The sequence below is a fragment of the Agromyces albus genome (genome assembly GCF_030815405.1).
In the GTDB taxonomy this organism is placed as follows: domain Bacteria; phylum Actinomycetota; class Actinomycetes; order Actinomycetales; family Microbacteriaceae; genus Agromyces; species Agromyces albus_A.
On sequence record NZ_JAUSWX010000001.1, the window covers coordinates 2,431,181 to 2,445,569 of the forward strand.

Annotated in this window: 11 protein-coding genes and 1 pseudogene; 2 read left to right on the forward strand and 10 right to left on the reverse strand. The window is 69.8% G+C overall.

Annotation, left to right across the window (positions count from 1 at the left end):
• Nucleotides 1–32 precede the first annotated feature (32 nt).
• From QFZ29_RS11400 to QFZ29_RS11430, 7 genes are all read right to left on the reverse strand, one after another.
• The gene (locus QFZ29_RS11400) at nucleotides 33–1,313 is read right to left on the reverse strand and encodes a S8 family serine peptidase (RefSeq protein ID WP_306894221.1); all 1,281 of its coding nucleotides are present in this window, start codon (nucleotides 1,311–1,313) and stop codon (nucleotides 33–35) included.
• Complete coding sequence (locus QFZ29_RS11405) at nucleotides 1,310–1,882, reverse strand: DUF501 domain-containing protein (RefSeq protein ID WP_306894222.1); 573 nt, start codon at nucleotides 1,880–1,882, stop codon at nucleotides 1,310–1,312. Before QFZ29_RS11405 ends, QFZ29_RS11400 begins: the two co-directional genes overlap by 4 nt.
• Nucleotides 1,879–2,412, reverse strand: a complete 534-nt coding sequence (locus tag QFZ29_RS11410) for an FtsB family cell division protein (protein ID WP_306894223.1) — start codon at nucleotides 2,410–2,412, stop codon at nucleotides 1,879–1,881. Before QFZ29_RS11410 ends, QFZ29_RS11405 begins: the two co-directional genes overlap by 4 nt.
• A gap of 67 nt (nucleotides 2,413–2,479) precedes the next feature.
• On the reverse strand, nucleotides 2,480–3,760 hold the full coding sequence (gene eno / locus QFZ29_RS11415; RefSeq protein ID WP_306894224.1) for a phosphopyruvate hydratase: 1,281 nt from the start codon (nucleotides 3,758–3,760) through the stop codon (nucleotides 2,480–2,482).
• A 113-nt stretch (nucleotides 3,761–3,873) separates the two neighbouring features.
• Nucleotides 3,874–5,160: a histidine--tRNA ligase gene (gene hisS / locus QFZ29_RS11420; protein WP_306894225.1), complete on the reverse strand. Its 1,287-nt coding sequence runs from the start codon at nucleotides 5,158–5,160 to the stop codon at nucleotides 3,874–3,876.
• A gap of 37 nt (nucleotides 5,161–5,197) precedes the next feature.
• Nucleotides 5,198–5,638, reverse strand: coding sequence for a hypothetical protein (locus QFZ29_RS11425; protein ID WP_306894226.1), 441 nt, complete (start codon nucleotides 5,636–5,638; stop codon nucleotides 5,198–5,200).
• Between the two features lie 71 nt (nucleotides 5,639–5,709).
• A complete protein-coding gene (locus QFZ29_RS11430) occupies nucleotides 5,710–6,393 on the reverse strand; it encodes a MazG family protein (RefSeq protein ID WP_306894227.1) in 684 nt (227 codons plus the stop codon).
• A gap of 204 nt (nucleotides 6,394–6,597) precedes the next feature.
• Between QFZ29_RS11430 and nhaB the strand changes: the two genes are divergently transcribed.
• On the forward strand, nucleotides 6,598–8,100 hold the full coding sequence (gene nhaB / locus QFZ29_RS11435; RefSeq protein WP_306894228.1) for a sodium/proton antiporter NhaB: 1,503 nt from the start codon (nucleotides 6,598–6,600) through the stop codon (nucleotides 8,098–8,100).
• A 24-nt stretch (nucleotides 8,101–8,124) separates the two neighbouring features.
• Here nhaB and mfd read toward each other — a convergent pair.
• Nucleotides 8,125–11,851: pseudogene (gene mfd, locus QFZ29_RS11440) on the reverse strand (transcription-repair coupling factor).
• Nucleotides 11,852–11,977: 126 nt separating this feature from the next.
• Between mfd and QFZ29_RS11445 the strand changes: the two are divergent.
• The gene (locus QFZ29_RS11445; RefSeq protein ID WP_373426270.1) at nucleotides 11,978–12,700 is read left to right on the forward strand and encodes a ribonuclease H family protein; all 723 of its coding nucleotides are present in this window, start codon (nucleotides 11,978–11,980) and stop codon (nucleotides 12,698–12,700) included.
• Between the two features lie 33 nt (nucleotides 12,701–12,733).
• Here QFZ29_RS11445 and pth read toward each other — a convergent pair whose 3' ends face one another.
• Together pth and QFZ29_RS11455 are read right to left on the reverse strand one after the other, a co-directional pair.
• Nucleotides 12,734–13,363: an aminoacyl-tRNA hydrolase gene (pth, locus tag QFZ29_RS11450; RefSeq protein WP_306894230.1), complete on the reverse strand. Its 630-nt coding sequence runs from the start codon at nucleotides 13,361–13,363 to the stop codon at nucleotides 12,734–12,736.
• Nucleotides 13,364–13,457: 94 nt separating this feature from the next.
• A complete protein-coding gene (locus QFZ29_RS11455; protein WP_306894231.1) occupies nucleotides 13,458–14,090 on the reverse strand; it encodes a 50S ribosomal protein L25/general stress protein Ctc in 633 nt (210 codons plus the stop codon).
• Nucleotides 14,091–14,389 lie beyond the last annotated feature (299 nt).

The window sequence follows — 14,389 nt, forward strand, 5'->3', positions numbered from 1 at the left end:
TGAATGGACTCCTCGTTATCTGTTGCGTGCGATCACTGCCCGCGAGAGCGGACGATCCGCCTGGTATGCCGAGTGGCGCCGATGCCCAACAGCGCTGCTAGCGTACCAAATCCGGCGACGAGCGAGAGCGGCACCGTCACATAGGCGAGTGTCCACGGTGTCGGCAGCAGCGTCTGCGCGGCATCCGAGCGCGGCGGCGGCGGATCGGCGATCGGCACGATCTCCTGCGGGGTGTCGCCCTCGGTGTCGGGTATCGGGGCCTCCGCCCGCCGGTGCAGCTTGATCCAGTCGGCGAGGCTGCCGAGCGGACTCGTCTCGACTTCGGGAACCTCGGCGGTGAGCGCCTCGACGGGATCGATGATGCCCCACCCGTAGAGCGGGCTCGGCACCTGCTGCCCATTCGGATCGGCGGTCTTGATGAGCCGTTCGATGACGTTCGCCGCATCGAGGTCGGGATACTCCGAACGGATCAGCGCGACGAGACCGGCCACGAGCGGCGTCGATGCGCTCGTTCCGTCCCACTGCACGTAGCCGCCGTCGGGAAGCACCCCGACGAGCTTCTCGCTCGGAGCGGAGACCGCGATCGTGATGCCCTGCGAGCTCGCGTCGAAACTCGCATTCTTGTTGCGATCGACGCCCGCGACGGTCAGCACGCCCGGAATCGTGGCCGGGGCGCCCACCTGGGTGGTGCCGCTCCCTCGGTTGCCCGCCGCCGCGACCACGACGACGTCGTGGTCGAACGCGTACATGAAGGCGTCGTCCCAGCTTTCGGGCCAGTCGGCGGTGTTGCGCGTGAGCGACATGTTGATGACGTCGGCGCCGCTGTCGACGGCCCACCTCACGGCCTCGGCGATCTGCTCGTCGTTGGACTTCACCGCACCGGTGTCCTGTCCGAATGCGACCGACGCCGTGATGATGTCGGCCTCGGGCGCGACGCCGATGACTCCGGTGCCCTCACCGCTGCCGCGACCGGCGAGCAGTGAGGCGACCATCGTGCCGTGATGGCTCTCCTCGCCCACCGGCGTCTGGCCGTCGGGCGAGCCGAGGCCCGAGACATCCGTGCCGTCGGTGATCGCGCCGCGCAGCTCGGCGACGTTGCCGTTCACGCCAGTGTCGATGACCGCGACCGTGACGCCCTTGCCGCGCGAGGTCTGCCACGCGGTCGTGAAGCCGTAGTCGTTCAGCCAGTACTCGAGGTCGCGCACGGTGTCGGCGTGCGCCGGCGCAGCGCACGCGAGGGCGAGCAGGGTAGCGGCGACCACGGTGGCGGCGGCCCTCGCGAAGGCCTGGACGGGCCGGCGGGAGGAACTCACGCGCGGGCCTCCGTTGCGGCATCCGCGTCATCGGAGTCGTCGGAGTTGTCGAGGTCGTCGACCCCGTAGTCGGGGCAGCGGCACACCTCGGGCGTCCAGCTCGAGCGCTCGAGGGCGATGTCGCCGATGGGGTTCTCCCCCGGGCCGGCCGAGAGCGAGTGGGCGGCGAGCGAGTGCAGGCACTTCACGCGAGTCGGCATGCCGCCGGCGGAGATGCCCGCGATCTCGGGAACCACGTCGATCGACTCGCGGTCGGCGAGGTAGTCGAGGTGAGCGCGTTCGTATGCGGCGGCGACCTCGGGATCGGCGGCGAGCAGCTCGGTGCATTCGACCATGAGCTGCGCGGCCTCGAGGAACGACATCGCCGCGGTCGCGACCGGGTGGGTGAGGTAATAGAGGGTCGGGAACGGCGTGCCGTCGGAGAGCCGGGGAGCCGTCGCCACGACCGTGGGCGAACCGCATACGCAACGCGCGGGGATGCCGACGACATCACGCGCCGGTCGGCCGAGCTGGGCCGACACGATGCGGATGTCGCGCTCACTCGCCGGCTCGAAGGGCGGGCGGCTCATCCGTCGCTCCCCTCGGTCGTGGGCGTGGTCGACGCCGCCGGATCCGTAGGGACCACCGGATCCGCCGGAGCGCTCGGATCGGGCGCGAGCCCTGCGGTCATCACGGAGTCGAGCAGGGTGCGCATCCAGTCGCCCTTCGATTCGGTGACCTCGGCGGAGACCTCGGTCGCGGTATCTGCCATCGCGGCCTCTGAACGGTCGTCGATCACGAGGTAGCTCACTTCGCCCGGCATCACGTAGTAGAGGCGCTCGCGGGCCTGGGTCACGATGAAGGTCTCGTCGTTCCAGCGTTCGCGTTCGTCGCGGAGGCGCTGCACGTCTTCTTCCTGCTCGGAGACCTCGGCTCGCATCTCGGCGATCTGCTGGCGCTGCTGCGCGAACGCCGCGACGGTGGGCGCGAGCACGACCACCCCGAGCACGAGCACGCCCATCATGATGAGCGAGAACCCCGAGAAGCGGATGCCGCTGAGCCACCCCGAGCGAACCGAAGCGGTTCTTGCGGGGCCGGGGCGCGGCGTGTCACCCTTCATCGCCCCTCCTCACCGACCCGGGAAGACGCATCGGGGGTGGCCTCACGGCCACCCCCGATGCACTTGCTCACGCCGTGAAGCGGGGGAACGCCGTGCGGCCGGCGTACACCGCGGCCTCACCGAGTTCCTCTTCGATCCTCAGAAGCTGATTGTACTTGGCCACGCGCTCGCTCCGGGCGGGCGCGCCCGTCTTGATCTGACCGCAATCGGTCGCGACGGCGAGGTCGGCGATCGTGGTGTCTTCCGTCTCGCCGGAACGGTGCGAGAGCACCGCGGTGTAGCCGGAGCGCTGCGCGAGCTTCACCGCGTCGAGCGTCTCGGTGAGCGAGCCGATCTGGTTCACCTTCACGAGGATCGAGTTGCCCGCGTGCTTGGCGATGCCGTCGGCGAGTCGCTTCGGGTTCGTGACGAATAGGTCGTCGCCGACGAGCTGCAGCTTGGTGCCGAGCTCCGAGGTGAGGTCGGCCCAGCCCTCCCAGTCGTTCTCGTCGAGCGGGTCTTCGATGGAGATGAGCGGGTACGCCGCGGCGAGCTCGCCGTAGTACGCGTTCATCTCGGCGGCGGTGCGTTCCTTGCCCTCGAAGTGGTAGACGCCGTTCTCGTAGAACTCGGTCGCCGCGACGTCGAGTCCGAGCGCGATGTCGGTGCCGAGCGTGAAGCCCGCCTTGCCGATCGCCTCGGAGATGAAGTCGAGCGCGGCACGGTTGTGCTCGAAGTCGGGGGCGAAGCCGCCCTCGTCGCCGAGGCCGGTGGAGAGGCCCTTCGACTTCAGCAGGCTCTTCAGCGCGTGGTACGTCTCGACGCCCCAGCGGAGGCCTTCGGAGTAGGTCGGCGCGCCGATCGGCAGCACCATGAACTCCTGGATGTCGACGCCCGTGTCGGCGTGCGCGCCGCCGTTGATGATGTTCATCATCGGCACGGGCAGCACGTGGGCGTTCGGGCCGCCGAGGTAGCGGAAGAGCGGCAGGTCGGCCGAGTCGGCGGCGGCCTTCGCCACGGCGAGGCTCACGCCGAGGATCGCATTCGCGCCGAGACGGCTCTTGTTCTCGGTGCCGTCGGCCTGCAGCAGGGCGGTGTCGACGAGGCGCTGGTCGGCGGCGTCGAGGTCTTCGATGGCCGGGCCGAGCTCGTCGAGCACGGCGTCGACAGCCTTCTGAACGCCCTTGCCGAGGTAGCGGTCGCTGTCGCCGTCGCGCAGCTCGTACGCCTCGAAGGCGCCCGTGGACGCGCCCGAGGGAACGGCGGCGCGCGCGAGCGAGCCGTCGTCGAGCAACACCTCGACCTCGACGGTCGGGTTGCCGCGAGAGTCGAGAATCTCGCGAGCGCCTACAGCTTCGATGAATGCCACAGTGAACTCCTCTGTGATGGGGGGTGTGCGTCGGACGACTCCGTCGTGATCCGCCAGTCAGTCTAGGACGACGCGGATGCCGCTGCGTGCCGCCCTCCGATCGAGCCGGCGGGTCAGGCGCCGAGGTCGCGGAACGCGAGCGACGCGGCATCCGTCGTCTCGGCCGTGATCGGCGCGAAGGCGTCGAATCCATCGGCCGTCACGCGGTCGAGCAGGGCGCGCAGGTTCTTCGTGCGGCGTTCGAGGCGCACGCGGGTGCCGGATGCCACGAGCTCGCCCTTCACGGCGAGGAGCGTCGCGGGCGGCGTCTCGGCGTCGTAGACGAGCACGACCGCGCGCGGCTTGGCGTCGTGGCGCATCTCGAGCAGGTCGACGATGCGCTCGAAGCCGATGGAGAAGCCGCACGCGGGCACCTCCTGCCCGAGGAAGCGTCCGATCATGCCGTCGTAGCGGCCGCCGCCGCCGAGCGAGTAGTCGAGGTTGGGGTGGGCGACCTCGAAGATCGTGCCCGTGTAGTAGCCCATGCCGCGAACGAGCGTGGGGTCGAACTCGATCGCCGCGTCGGGCAGGGCGCCTCGGAGCTCCCGCAGGGCCGCGAAGGCGTCGAGGTCGAGCCAGGCCGGGGGCGGCACGATGCCGTCGGCGAGGTGCCAGTCGGCGTTCGCGAGCGCTTCGAGCTCGGCGGCGACATCGGTGCTGAGCCCGGTCGAGGCATCCGTCGGCTCGACACCGAGCTCGCGCAGTTCGGCGGCGACGCCCGCGGGGCCGATCTTGTCGAGCTTGTCGATCGTGATGAGGGCGCGTTCGCGCACCTCGGGCGGCACGGCCCACGAGTCGAGGATGCCGGCGAGGATGCGCCGGTCGTTCAAGCGGATGACGCATCCGCCGAGGCCGAGGGCATCGAGCGTCGCGACGGTGGCCGTGAGGAGCTCGAGCTCGGCAAGGTGGCCGGCCTCGCCGATGATGTCGATGTCACACTGCACGAACTGCCGGTAGCGGCCCTTCTGCGGGCGTTCGGCACGCCAGACCGGTGCGATCTGGATCGAGCGGAAGACGGGCGGGAGCGCCGCACGGTGGGTGGCGTAGAAGCGCGCGAGCGGAACGGTGAGGTCGTAGCGCAAGCCGAGGTCGGCGAGCGAGAGCGGGTCGACGCCCTCGGCCGCGCGCTCGAGGTCTTCGGCCGTGAGCCCGCGCCTCATGACGGCGAAGGCGAGCTTCTCGTTGTCGCCCCCGAGCCCCGCGTGCAGTCGCGAGGAGTCCTCCATGACGGGCGTCTCGATCTCGTCGAAGCCGTGCGCCGCGTAGACGTCGCGGATGACGCCGAGGGCGTGCTCGCGCACTGCCTTCTCGGCCGGGAGGAAGTCGCGCATTCCACGCGGTGGGGTGACGGAGGCGGCCATGCCGTCCATTCTGTCAGCGGCGCCGCGCTCCGACGGCTCACCCCAGGTCGAGGTCGACGTCGCGCGCGACGGCTGCCCGGCGCAACGCGTCCATCTCGTCGATGCCGACCGCGAGGTAGATGTGCAGGCCGTCGGCGTCGTCGCGCACGAGGTACTCGTAGTCGCTCGTCACGATGAGCTCGTCGGCGTCGTCGAGGTAGCTCCAGCGCAGCCGCACCGTGGAGATGCGATCGGTGAGGGCGCTGATCGCAAGGATCTCCGGCACGGCCGAGTCGAGCCCGAGCCGGCGGTAGAGCGGATACGACGAGGCGAGCGCATCGGCCAGGTCGGCTCGACTCTCGAGCGCACCCGCGAAGTCGTCGGTGATGAGCATGCCCGGCAGGCCCCAGAGCCTCGCCGTCGCCTCCGCGTCGAAGGCACGCAACGCCTCGGCGTAGCGGTCGAAGAACTCGGAGAGGCGCTGCTCCTCGATGCCCATGCCCCAGACGCTACGCCGACGGCGCGGCATCCGCGATCCGACCCGCCGCCGAAGCCGCGCGGCGAGCGCCGTTACCCCGCGGCGCCCTGCTGCTCTGCGGCGCGCACCTCGTCTTCGAAGGCGCGCACGGCGTGCCGGAGCGCGCGTTCGGCGTCGAGTCCTCCGGCACGTGCAGCCGCGACGGTCGAGAGGAGCGCGGCACCGAGTTCAGCCTCATCGGCGAACACCGGGACATCGGATGCCGCCCCGGATGCGGCATCCGTCACGCCGACCTTCTCGGCCTTGCCGAGCACCTTCTGCGCGAGCGCGAGCGCCGGCATGCCCCGCGGAATGCCGTCGAGCACGCTCGTGCGATGCGGTTTCTCGTCGGCCTTCAGCTCGTCCCAGAACGAGACGACGTCTGCCGCGGTCTCGGCCGTGCGATCGCCGCCGAAGACATGCGGATGCCGCGACACCATCTTCGCGGTCATGTGCGCCGCGACGTCCTGGATGTCGAAGCGCTCACCGTCGGTGTGCGCCGCGATGTCGGCGTGGAAGAGCACCTGGTAGAGCACGTCGCCGAGCTCCTCGATCATCTCGTCGCGGTCGCCCGACTCGATGGCGTCGATGAGCTCCCAGCTCTCTTCGACGAGGTACTGCACGAGCGAGGCGTGCGTCTGGTCGGCGTCCCACGGGCAGCCGCCCGGTGCGCGAAGCAGCGCGACGGTGTCGATGAGCTCGTCGAGGTGGGTGGTCGCGCGCGCGGTGGATTCCACCGTGCTCCCTGGTCGGATGTCGCCCACGATCGCTCCCGTCCGGGCGGAGCCCCGCCCTCGCAGCAATCGTAAGCGCTCCATCCCGCCCGCCCGCTAGGATCGGACGCGGAGTGCCGGGAAGTCTGGTCGGCCGGCGGGAGACCGCCGTCATCGTCATTCCCGCGCCGCACCGCCATCGACGGGCGTCGCTGAACAGAGGTCTACATGGTTCGCGAATACTCGATCGCATTGGCGCGCAACTTCCTGGGTGACGCGCCCCGCTGGTACAAGGTGACGATCGTCGCGTTCCTGGCGCTGAATCCGCTCTTCCTCCTCGCGCTCGGGCCCTTCGCCACGGGGTGGATCTTCGTCGCCGAGTTCATCTTCACCCTCGCCATGGCGCTCAAGTGCTACCCGCTCCAGCCCGGCGGCCTCATCGCGATCGAGGCCGTCGTCATCGGCATGACGAGCCCCGAGAGCGTGTACCACGAGACGCAGGCGAACTTCGCCGTCATCCTGCTGCTGATGTTCATGGTCGCGGGCATCTACTTCATGCGAGAGCTGCTGCTGCTGGTATTCACCAAGCTGCTCGTCGCCGTGCGCTCGAAGCTCCTGCTCTCGCTCACCTTCACCGGTGTCGCGGCGCTGCTCTCGGCGTTCCTCGATGCGCTCACCGTGATCGCGGTCATCATCGCGGTCGCGACCGGGCTCTACTCCGTCTATCACCGCTTCGCCTCGAATCGGGCGATCGACGACGAGCATGACCACGACGACGACGAGCTTGTGAACGACCCGATGAGGGGCGACCTCGATCGCTTCCGCCACTTCCTGCGCAACATCATGATGCACGCCGCGGTCGGCACCGCGCTCGGCGGACTCGCGACGCTCGTGGGCGAGCCGCAGAACCTTCTCATCGGCGAGCTCGTCGGATGGGGCTTCGTCGAGTTCCTGGTGCAGATGCTGCCGGTCTCGATTCCCGTCCTGATCGTCGGACTCCTCACGACCGTGCTGCTCGAGAAGACCCGCTGGTTCGGCTACGGCGCCGAGTTGCCCGCATCGGTGCGCGAGGTCATGGAGCGGTGGGAGCGCGCTGAGGCGGCCAAGAGCGGCCCCCGTCGCCGCGCCCGGCTGACGGTCCAGGCCTTCACCGCTGTCGCGCTCGTCGCGGCGCTCGCGCTCCACCTCGCAGAGGTCGGACTCATCGGCCTCATGGTGATCGTCATCGCGACGGCGTTCAACGGCATCATCCACGAGCACTCGCTCGGGCACGCCTTCCAGGAGGCGCTGCCGTTCACGGCACTGCTCGTGACGTTCTTCGCGATCGTCGCCGTGATCAACGACCAGGGCCTGTTCACGCCGGTCATCGATCTCGTGCTCGCGCAAGACGGGCCACAGCAACTGACCTGGCTCTTCATCGCAGCGGGCGTGCTCTCGGCCATCAGCGACAACGTCTTCGTCGCGACCGTGTACATCACGGAGGTCGCGAACGCCTTCAACGCCGGCACGATCAATCGTGAACAGTTCGAGGCGCTCGCGATCGCCGTCAACGCGGGCACGAACGTCCCGAGCGTCGCGACGCCGAACGGCCAGGCCGCGTTCCTGTTCCTCCTCACGTCGGCACTCGCGCCGCTCATCCGGCTCGGCTACGTGCAGATGCTCTGGATGGCCCTGCCCTACACGATCACGATGACGACGACGGCGTTGCTCGCGATGAACTTCCTGGTCTAGCGTCGGCTCGGGCCGATCGGCCCGTCAGGCGGTGGCGGATGCGTCGACCGCGACCTCCGGCACCGGGAAGATCGCCGTGATGAGCTTGGCGACCCACTCGATGAGCTCGCCGTCGCCGAGCGGCTCGCCGCCCGGCATCGGGAACGGCACGAGGATGACGTCGTTCTGCGCGAAGTGCCGGGCACCCGGATAGAGCCGCTCGAGGCGAACCCGTCGCGAGTCGGGGATCGCCGCGGGCGCGATGCGGAGCTTCGAACCCGTGGCGATGACCTCGGAGAGACCCGCGAGCTGCGCCCGCCGGCGAAGCCGCGAGATCGCGATGAGGTGCTTCACGGCATCGGGCGGCGATCCGTAGCGGTCGACGAGCTCGTCGAGCACCGCGTCGATCTGGCCCTCCTTCGCCGCGGGACCGCTCGCGGCCGAGAGCTTCTGGTACGCCTCGAGCCGGAGCCGCTCACTGTCGACGTATTCCTCGGGGATGTGCGCGTCGACGGGAAGCTCGAGCCGCAGCTCGGTCTGCCCTTCAGCGACGTCGCCGCGGAACGCGGACACGGCCTCGCCGATCATGCGCAAGTAGAGGTCGAACCCGACGCCCGCGATGTGCCCGGCCTGCTCGGCTCCGAGGAGGTTGCCCGCGCCGCGGATCTCGAGGTCTTTCAGCGCCACCTGGATGCCGCTGCCGAGCTCGTTGTTCGCCGCGATGGTCGAGAGTCGGTCGTGCGCGGTCTCGGAGAGGGGCTTCTGCGGGTCCCACAGGAAGTACGCGTACGCGCGCTCGCGGCCACGGCCGACGCGGCCACGCAACTGGTGCAGCTGCGAGAGCCCGTACTTGTCGGCGCGATCGATGATGATCGTGTTCGCGTTCGTGATGTCGAGACCGGTCTCGATGATGGTCGTCGACACGAGCACGTCGAACTTGCGCTCCCAGAAGTCGACGACGATCTGCTCGAGCACGTGCTCGTTGAGCTGGCCGTGGGCCACGGCGATGCGCGCTTCGGGCACGAGCTCGGCGAGCTGCGCCGCGACCCGGTTGATCGACGACACGCGGTTGTGCACGAAGAAGATCTGGCCCTCGCGCAGCATCTCGCGGCGGATCGCCGCGGCGACCTGCTGCTCGGAGTAGGGACCGACGAACGTGAGGATCGGATGCCGGTCTTCGGGCGGTGTCGCGAGGGTCGACATCTCGCGGATGCCGGTGACGGCCATCTCGAGCGTGCGCGGAATCGGGGTCGCGCTCATGGCCAGGATGTCGACGTTGGTCTTCAGCTTCTTCAGCGCGTCTTTGTGCTCGACGCCGAAGCGCTGCTCTTCATCGACGATGAGCAGGCCCACGTCTTTGAACTTGATCTGCTCGGTGAGGAGCCGATGCGTGCCGATCACGAGGTCGATCGTGCCGTCGGCCAGCCCGGCGATCGTCTCGCGTGCCTCCTTGTCGGTCTGGAAGCGCGAGAGTGCCCGCACGTGCACGGGGAATCCGGCGTAGCGCTCGGTGAACGTCTCGAAGTGCTGCTTCACGAGCAGGGTCGTCGGCACGAGCATCGCCACTTGCTTGCCGTCTTGGATCGCCTTGAAGGCGGCCCGCACGGCGACCTCGGTCTTGCCGAATCCGACATCGCCGGCAAGCAGGCGGTCCATGGGGATGGGCCGTTCCATATCGGCCTTCACCTCGTCGATCGTCTGCACCTGGTCGGGCGTCTCGGTATAGGGGAACGCCTCTTCCAGCTCGTGCTGCCAGGGAGTGTCTGGGCCGAACGCGTGGCCCTTCGCGGCCATGCGCGCCGAATAGAGCTTCACGAGCTCGACGGCGATCTCGCGCACCGCCTTGCGGGCCCGGCCCTTCGCCTGCGACCAGTCGCTGCCGCCCATCTTCGAGAGCGACGGCGCCTCGCCGCCGACGTAGCGGCTGAGCAGGTCGAGCTGGTCGGTGGGCACGTAGAGCTTGTCGCCGGCCTGTCCGCGCTTGGACGGCGCGTACTCGATCACGAGGTACTCGCGCACCGCGGTGGGGGCCTGCTGGATGCCGGCGGTGCGGCTGGGGCCGGTCGGTCGACTGCCGGTGGCGACCTCGCGCTGCACCATCTCGACGAACCGGCCTATGCCGTGCGTCTGGTGCACGACGTAGTCGCCGGCCTTCAGCTGCAGGGGGTCGACGACGTTGCGCCTCCGGCTCGCGAGCTTCTTGCCCTGCCGCGCGTCGTACCCTGCTGCGCGACCGTAGAACTCGGCCTCGGCGATCAGGCCGAGCTTGGCCTCGGGCACCTCGAAGCCGCGCGCCGCGTCGGCCTGCACGAGGAACGCGACGCCGGGTTCGAGCACGGCCGGCACCTCGTCGACGATGCGTGCCGCGAGACCCTGCTCGGCGAGCACGTCGCGGGCTCGCTCCACCAGTCCGTGACCGGCGGATGCCACGACGATGCTCCACCCGTCGCGGAGGCGCTCCGCAGCGTGATCGACGGCCCCGGCGACGTTGCCCTGGAAGCTCGGCACGGCGTTCGCGGCGAGGCGGATGTAGGAGGCATCCGCGATGGCACCGCCGCCCGACGCGCTCGACGTGCCCGCCGCGCCCGGCGCGCCCGGCGCGCCCGCCGCGCTAGAGCCGGTCACGACCTCGGCCGCGTCGCCGAGGTCGAACCCGCTGAACGTCCACCACACGCGTCGCGGATCGGGCTCCCCCGGCGCGCTGAAGAGCGCCGCCTCGCGCAAGGCGCGCATCGTGAGGAAGTCGCCCGCGGCGAGATCGATCGGCGCCTCTGCGCCCGCGGTCGCGGCGCTCCACGCGGCGGCCAGGAACTCACGGTTCGTCTCGCCGAGGCTCACCGCGCGGCCGGCCACCCGCTCGGGGGCGAGCACGGCGACGGCGGCCCCCTCGGGCAGGTAGCGCGTGAGCGGCACGAGCCGGTCGAGCAGCGCCGGCGCAAGGGACTCCATGCCCTCGACGGGGATGCCCTCGGCGACCTTCTCGAGCAACCCGGAGAGGCTCGGGAACTCGTGCACCATCTCACGCGCGCGCTGGCGCACTGCAGGCGTGAGCAGGAGCTCGCGGCTCGGCGAGAGCTCGATCCGCTCGATCGGCTCAGGCAGCGAACGCTGGTCGGCTACCGAGAACGAGCGGAGCTCCTCGACCTCGTCGCCGAAGAACTCGACGCGCACCGGGTGGTCGGCGGTCGGCGGGAATACGTCGAGAATGCCGCCGCGCACCGCGAACTCGCCGCGGCCGGGCCACCATGTCGACGCGGGAATATGCGAGGTCGACGAGCTTCGACGAGATCTCGGTGAGGTCGTAGCCGCGCCCGCCCGCGACGAGTTCGACGGGAGCGAGCTCGGCCAGGTTGTCGGCGAGGGGCTGCAACGCGGACCGAACCGAGGCGACGATGACGAGCGGATGCCGCGACCCGGCCTGCTGCCACTCATGCATGCGCCGCAGCGCATGGAGTCGCCGGCCCACCGTCTCGGCGCTCGGGCTCAGCCGCTCGTGCGGCAGCGTCTCCCATGCGGGGAACTCGAGGATCTCGGCGTCGCCGAGGTACGGCGCGATCGACGCGCGGACAGACTCGCCCTCTCGGCTCGTCGCCGTGACCACGAGCAGCGACGGCGGCAGCCCCGCCTCGGCACGCCGGCGGAGCAAGCCCGCCAGCAGCGGCGCATCGAGTCCGTCGGGAGCTGAGAAGTCGGCGTTCCTCGTGGCCTGCGCGAGTGCGCCGTCGATCGTGGAGGCGCGGGAGAGCGCCGTGAGCAAGCCATCGAGTGTCACCGCATGAGTCTACGCGCGGCATCCGACGCTCCGGCCGGGCCGGTGCGCAGATGACCGTGCGCAGATGACCGTCGGCGCGTGCCGATACGATGGGCGCCGCACGTGAACACCAGGAGGCCCACCGACATGATCATCGCCGCTGCCGATGGATCGGCCCTCGGCAACCCGGGCCCGGCCGGTTGGGCGTGGTTCGTCGACGAGTCGCGTTGGGCGGCCGGTGGCTGGAAGCACGCCACCAACAACCAGGGCGAGCTGAAGGCCGTACTCGAGCTCTTCCGTGCGACCGCGCATCTCGACGACGAGCTCCTCGTGCAGTGCGACAGCCAATACGTGATCAACTCGGTGACGAAGTGGATGCCCGGCTGGAAGCGCAAGGGATGGCGCAAGGCCGACGGCAAGCCGGTCATGAACGTCGAGCTCCTGCGCGAGCTCGACGAGGCGATCGCCGGTCGCCGGTACCGCTTCGAGTGGGTGAAGGGGCACATCGGCCATGAGCTGAACGAAGCGGCCGACCTCCGTGCTCGCGCGGTCGCCGAGGCCTACCAGCGCGGCCTCGAGATCCCGACCGGTCCGGGGTGGGGCGGTACGGCTCCGACGGATGCCGCTGCGCCCCCGCCGCACGTCGAGCCCCCGCTTCCCGACACCGACGACGCACCGCCGCTCGACGTCGTACCGCCGCTCGACGACGACCGCTCCCCCGGCGACGCGGCGCTCTTCGAATTCGACGACCCGTCGGCCGACTGGCTGACGATGACCCTCGAGCTCACGACCGAGGAGCACACCCGCCTCGTCGAACGTGCCCGCGCTTCCGGCGTGCCGCCGGAGGAGTTCCTGCGCGGCCTCATCTGAGCGGATGCCGCCCCGGCAACGCCGGAGCCAGGCTCAGGCCGGGGAGTGGAAGCGCTGCTGTGCCGCGACGAGGCCGTCGCTCACGACCGCCTCAACGGCGTCGGCGGCATCCGAGAGCAGGTTCGGCAGCGCGCCCCGCTCGGTGCCGGAGAAGTCCTTCAGCACAAAGTCGGCGGCGTCCTGCCGGCCTGGAGGCCGGCCGATGCCGACCCGCACCCGCGTGAAGTCGCCGGAGTCGAGGGCCTTCGCGATGTCGCGCAGGCCGTTGTGCCCGCCGTGGCCGCCGCCCTGTTTCAGGCGCACGGTGTCGAAGGGGATGTCGAGCTCGTCGTGCACGACGATGAGTCGGCTCGGCTCGAGCGAATAGAACTTGAGGAGCGCCGAGACCGGCCCGCCCGAGGTGTTCATGAAGCCGTTGGGCTTCGCGATGACGAGCTTCGGGCCGCCCGGGCGCAGGAATCCCTCGGCGACGCGGGCGGGCGTCTTGTGGCTCTTGAAGGCGGCGCCGAGGCGAGCGGCGAGCTCATCGGCGACCATCTCGCCCACATTGTGCCGATTGCCGGCGTAGTGCGCGCCGGGGTTGCCGAGGCCGACCACGAGCCACGTGTTCTCGGCCACGGAGTCGTCCTTCCGGCGGGGTCGCAGCAGGTCGAGAAAGCCCATGTCGCCTCCCTGCTCCTGGAAATGAGGTGGGGCCCGCGGCCCGCATTCCGAGGGTACCCGGATGCGGGGCCGCAGGCCCCGTTTCGTTCGGTGCCTACTCGGCCGACTCTGCCGGGGCCGCCTCTGCGGGGGCCTCTTCGGCTGCCGCTTCGGCGGCGGCCTCAGCGGCCTCCTCGCCGAGGTCGACCTTCTGCGGCTCGTGCACGAGCACGACGAGGGTCTCGGGGTCGCTGAGCAGCGTCGAGCCGCTGGGGAGCTCGACGTCCTTCGCGTGGATCTGCGCGCCGTCTTCGAGGCCCTCGATGCTCACGACGACGTTCTCGGGGATGTGCGTGGCCTCGGCCTCGAGCAGCAGGGTCTTCGCGTCGAGGTCGGCAATCGTGCCGGGGTAGGACTCGCCCGAGAGGTGCACGGGGACCTCGACCTGAACCTTCTCACCCTTGCGCACGACGATGAGGTCGAGGTGCTCGATGATCTGGCGCACCGGGTCCTTCTGCACGTCCTTCACGAGGGCGAGCTGGCTCTTGCCTTCGATCTGCAGGTCGAGCAGGGCGTTCGCCTTGCGGATGATGAGCCCGATCTGGTGCGCCGGAAGGGCGAGGTGGCGGGGATCGGTGCCGTGCCCGTAGAGCACGGCCGGGATCTTGCCGGAGGCGCGGAGCTTGCGGGCCGCGCCCTTGCCGAAGGACTCGCGCGCGTCGGCGACGACCTTGTTGTCTTCATCCATGGTGATTCTCCTTGCGGGCTCTCGGCCCAGATCATGTGTCTGTTGTTTCGACTCGAACGCGCGCACTCGAGGTGCGCTGTAGCGTGAGGAAAGCCCTGAAGCCCGCTTCACCGCGTCGATCACGGATGCCGCGATCAGGACGAACCCGATTCGCACGGCATCCCTCGCCGAAGTTCAACGGCCGAGTCTACCAGCTGTCGCGCTTCGGCTCAGCGGGTCGCTCTCCTCACCCTCACGGTCACCAAAGGTCATCCGGACGCCGGGATCTGCGCAGTGTCGTTACGCTTGATCCGAATCCC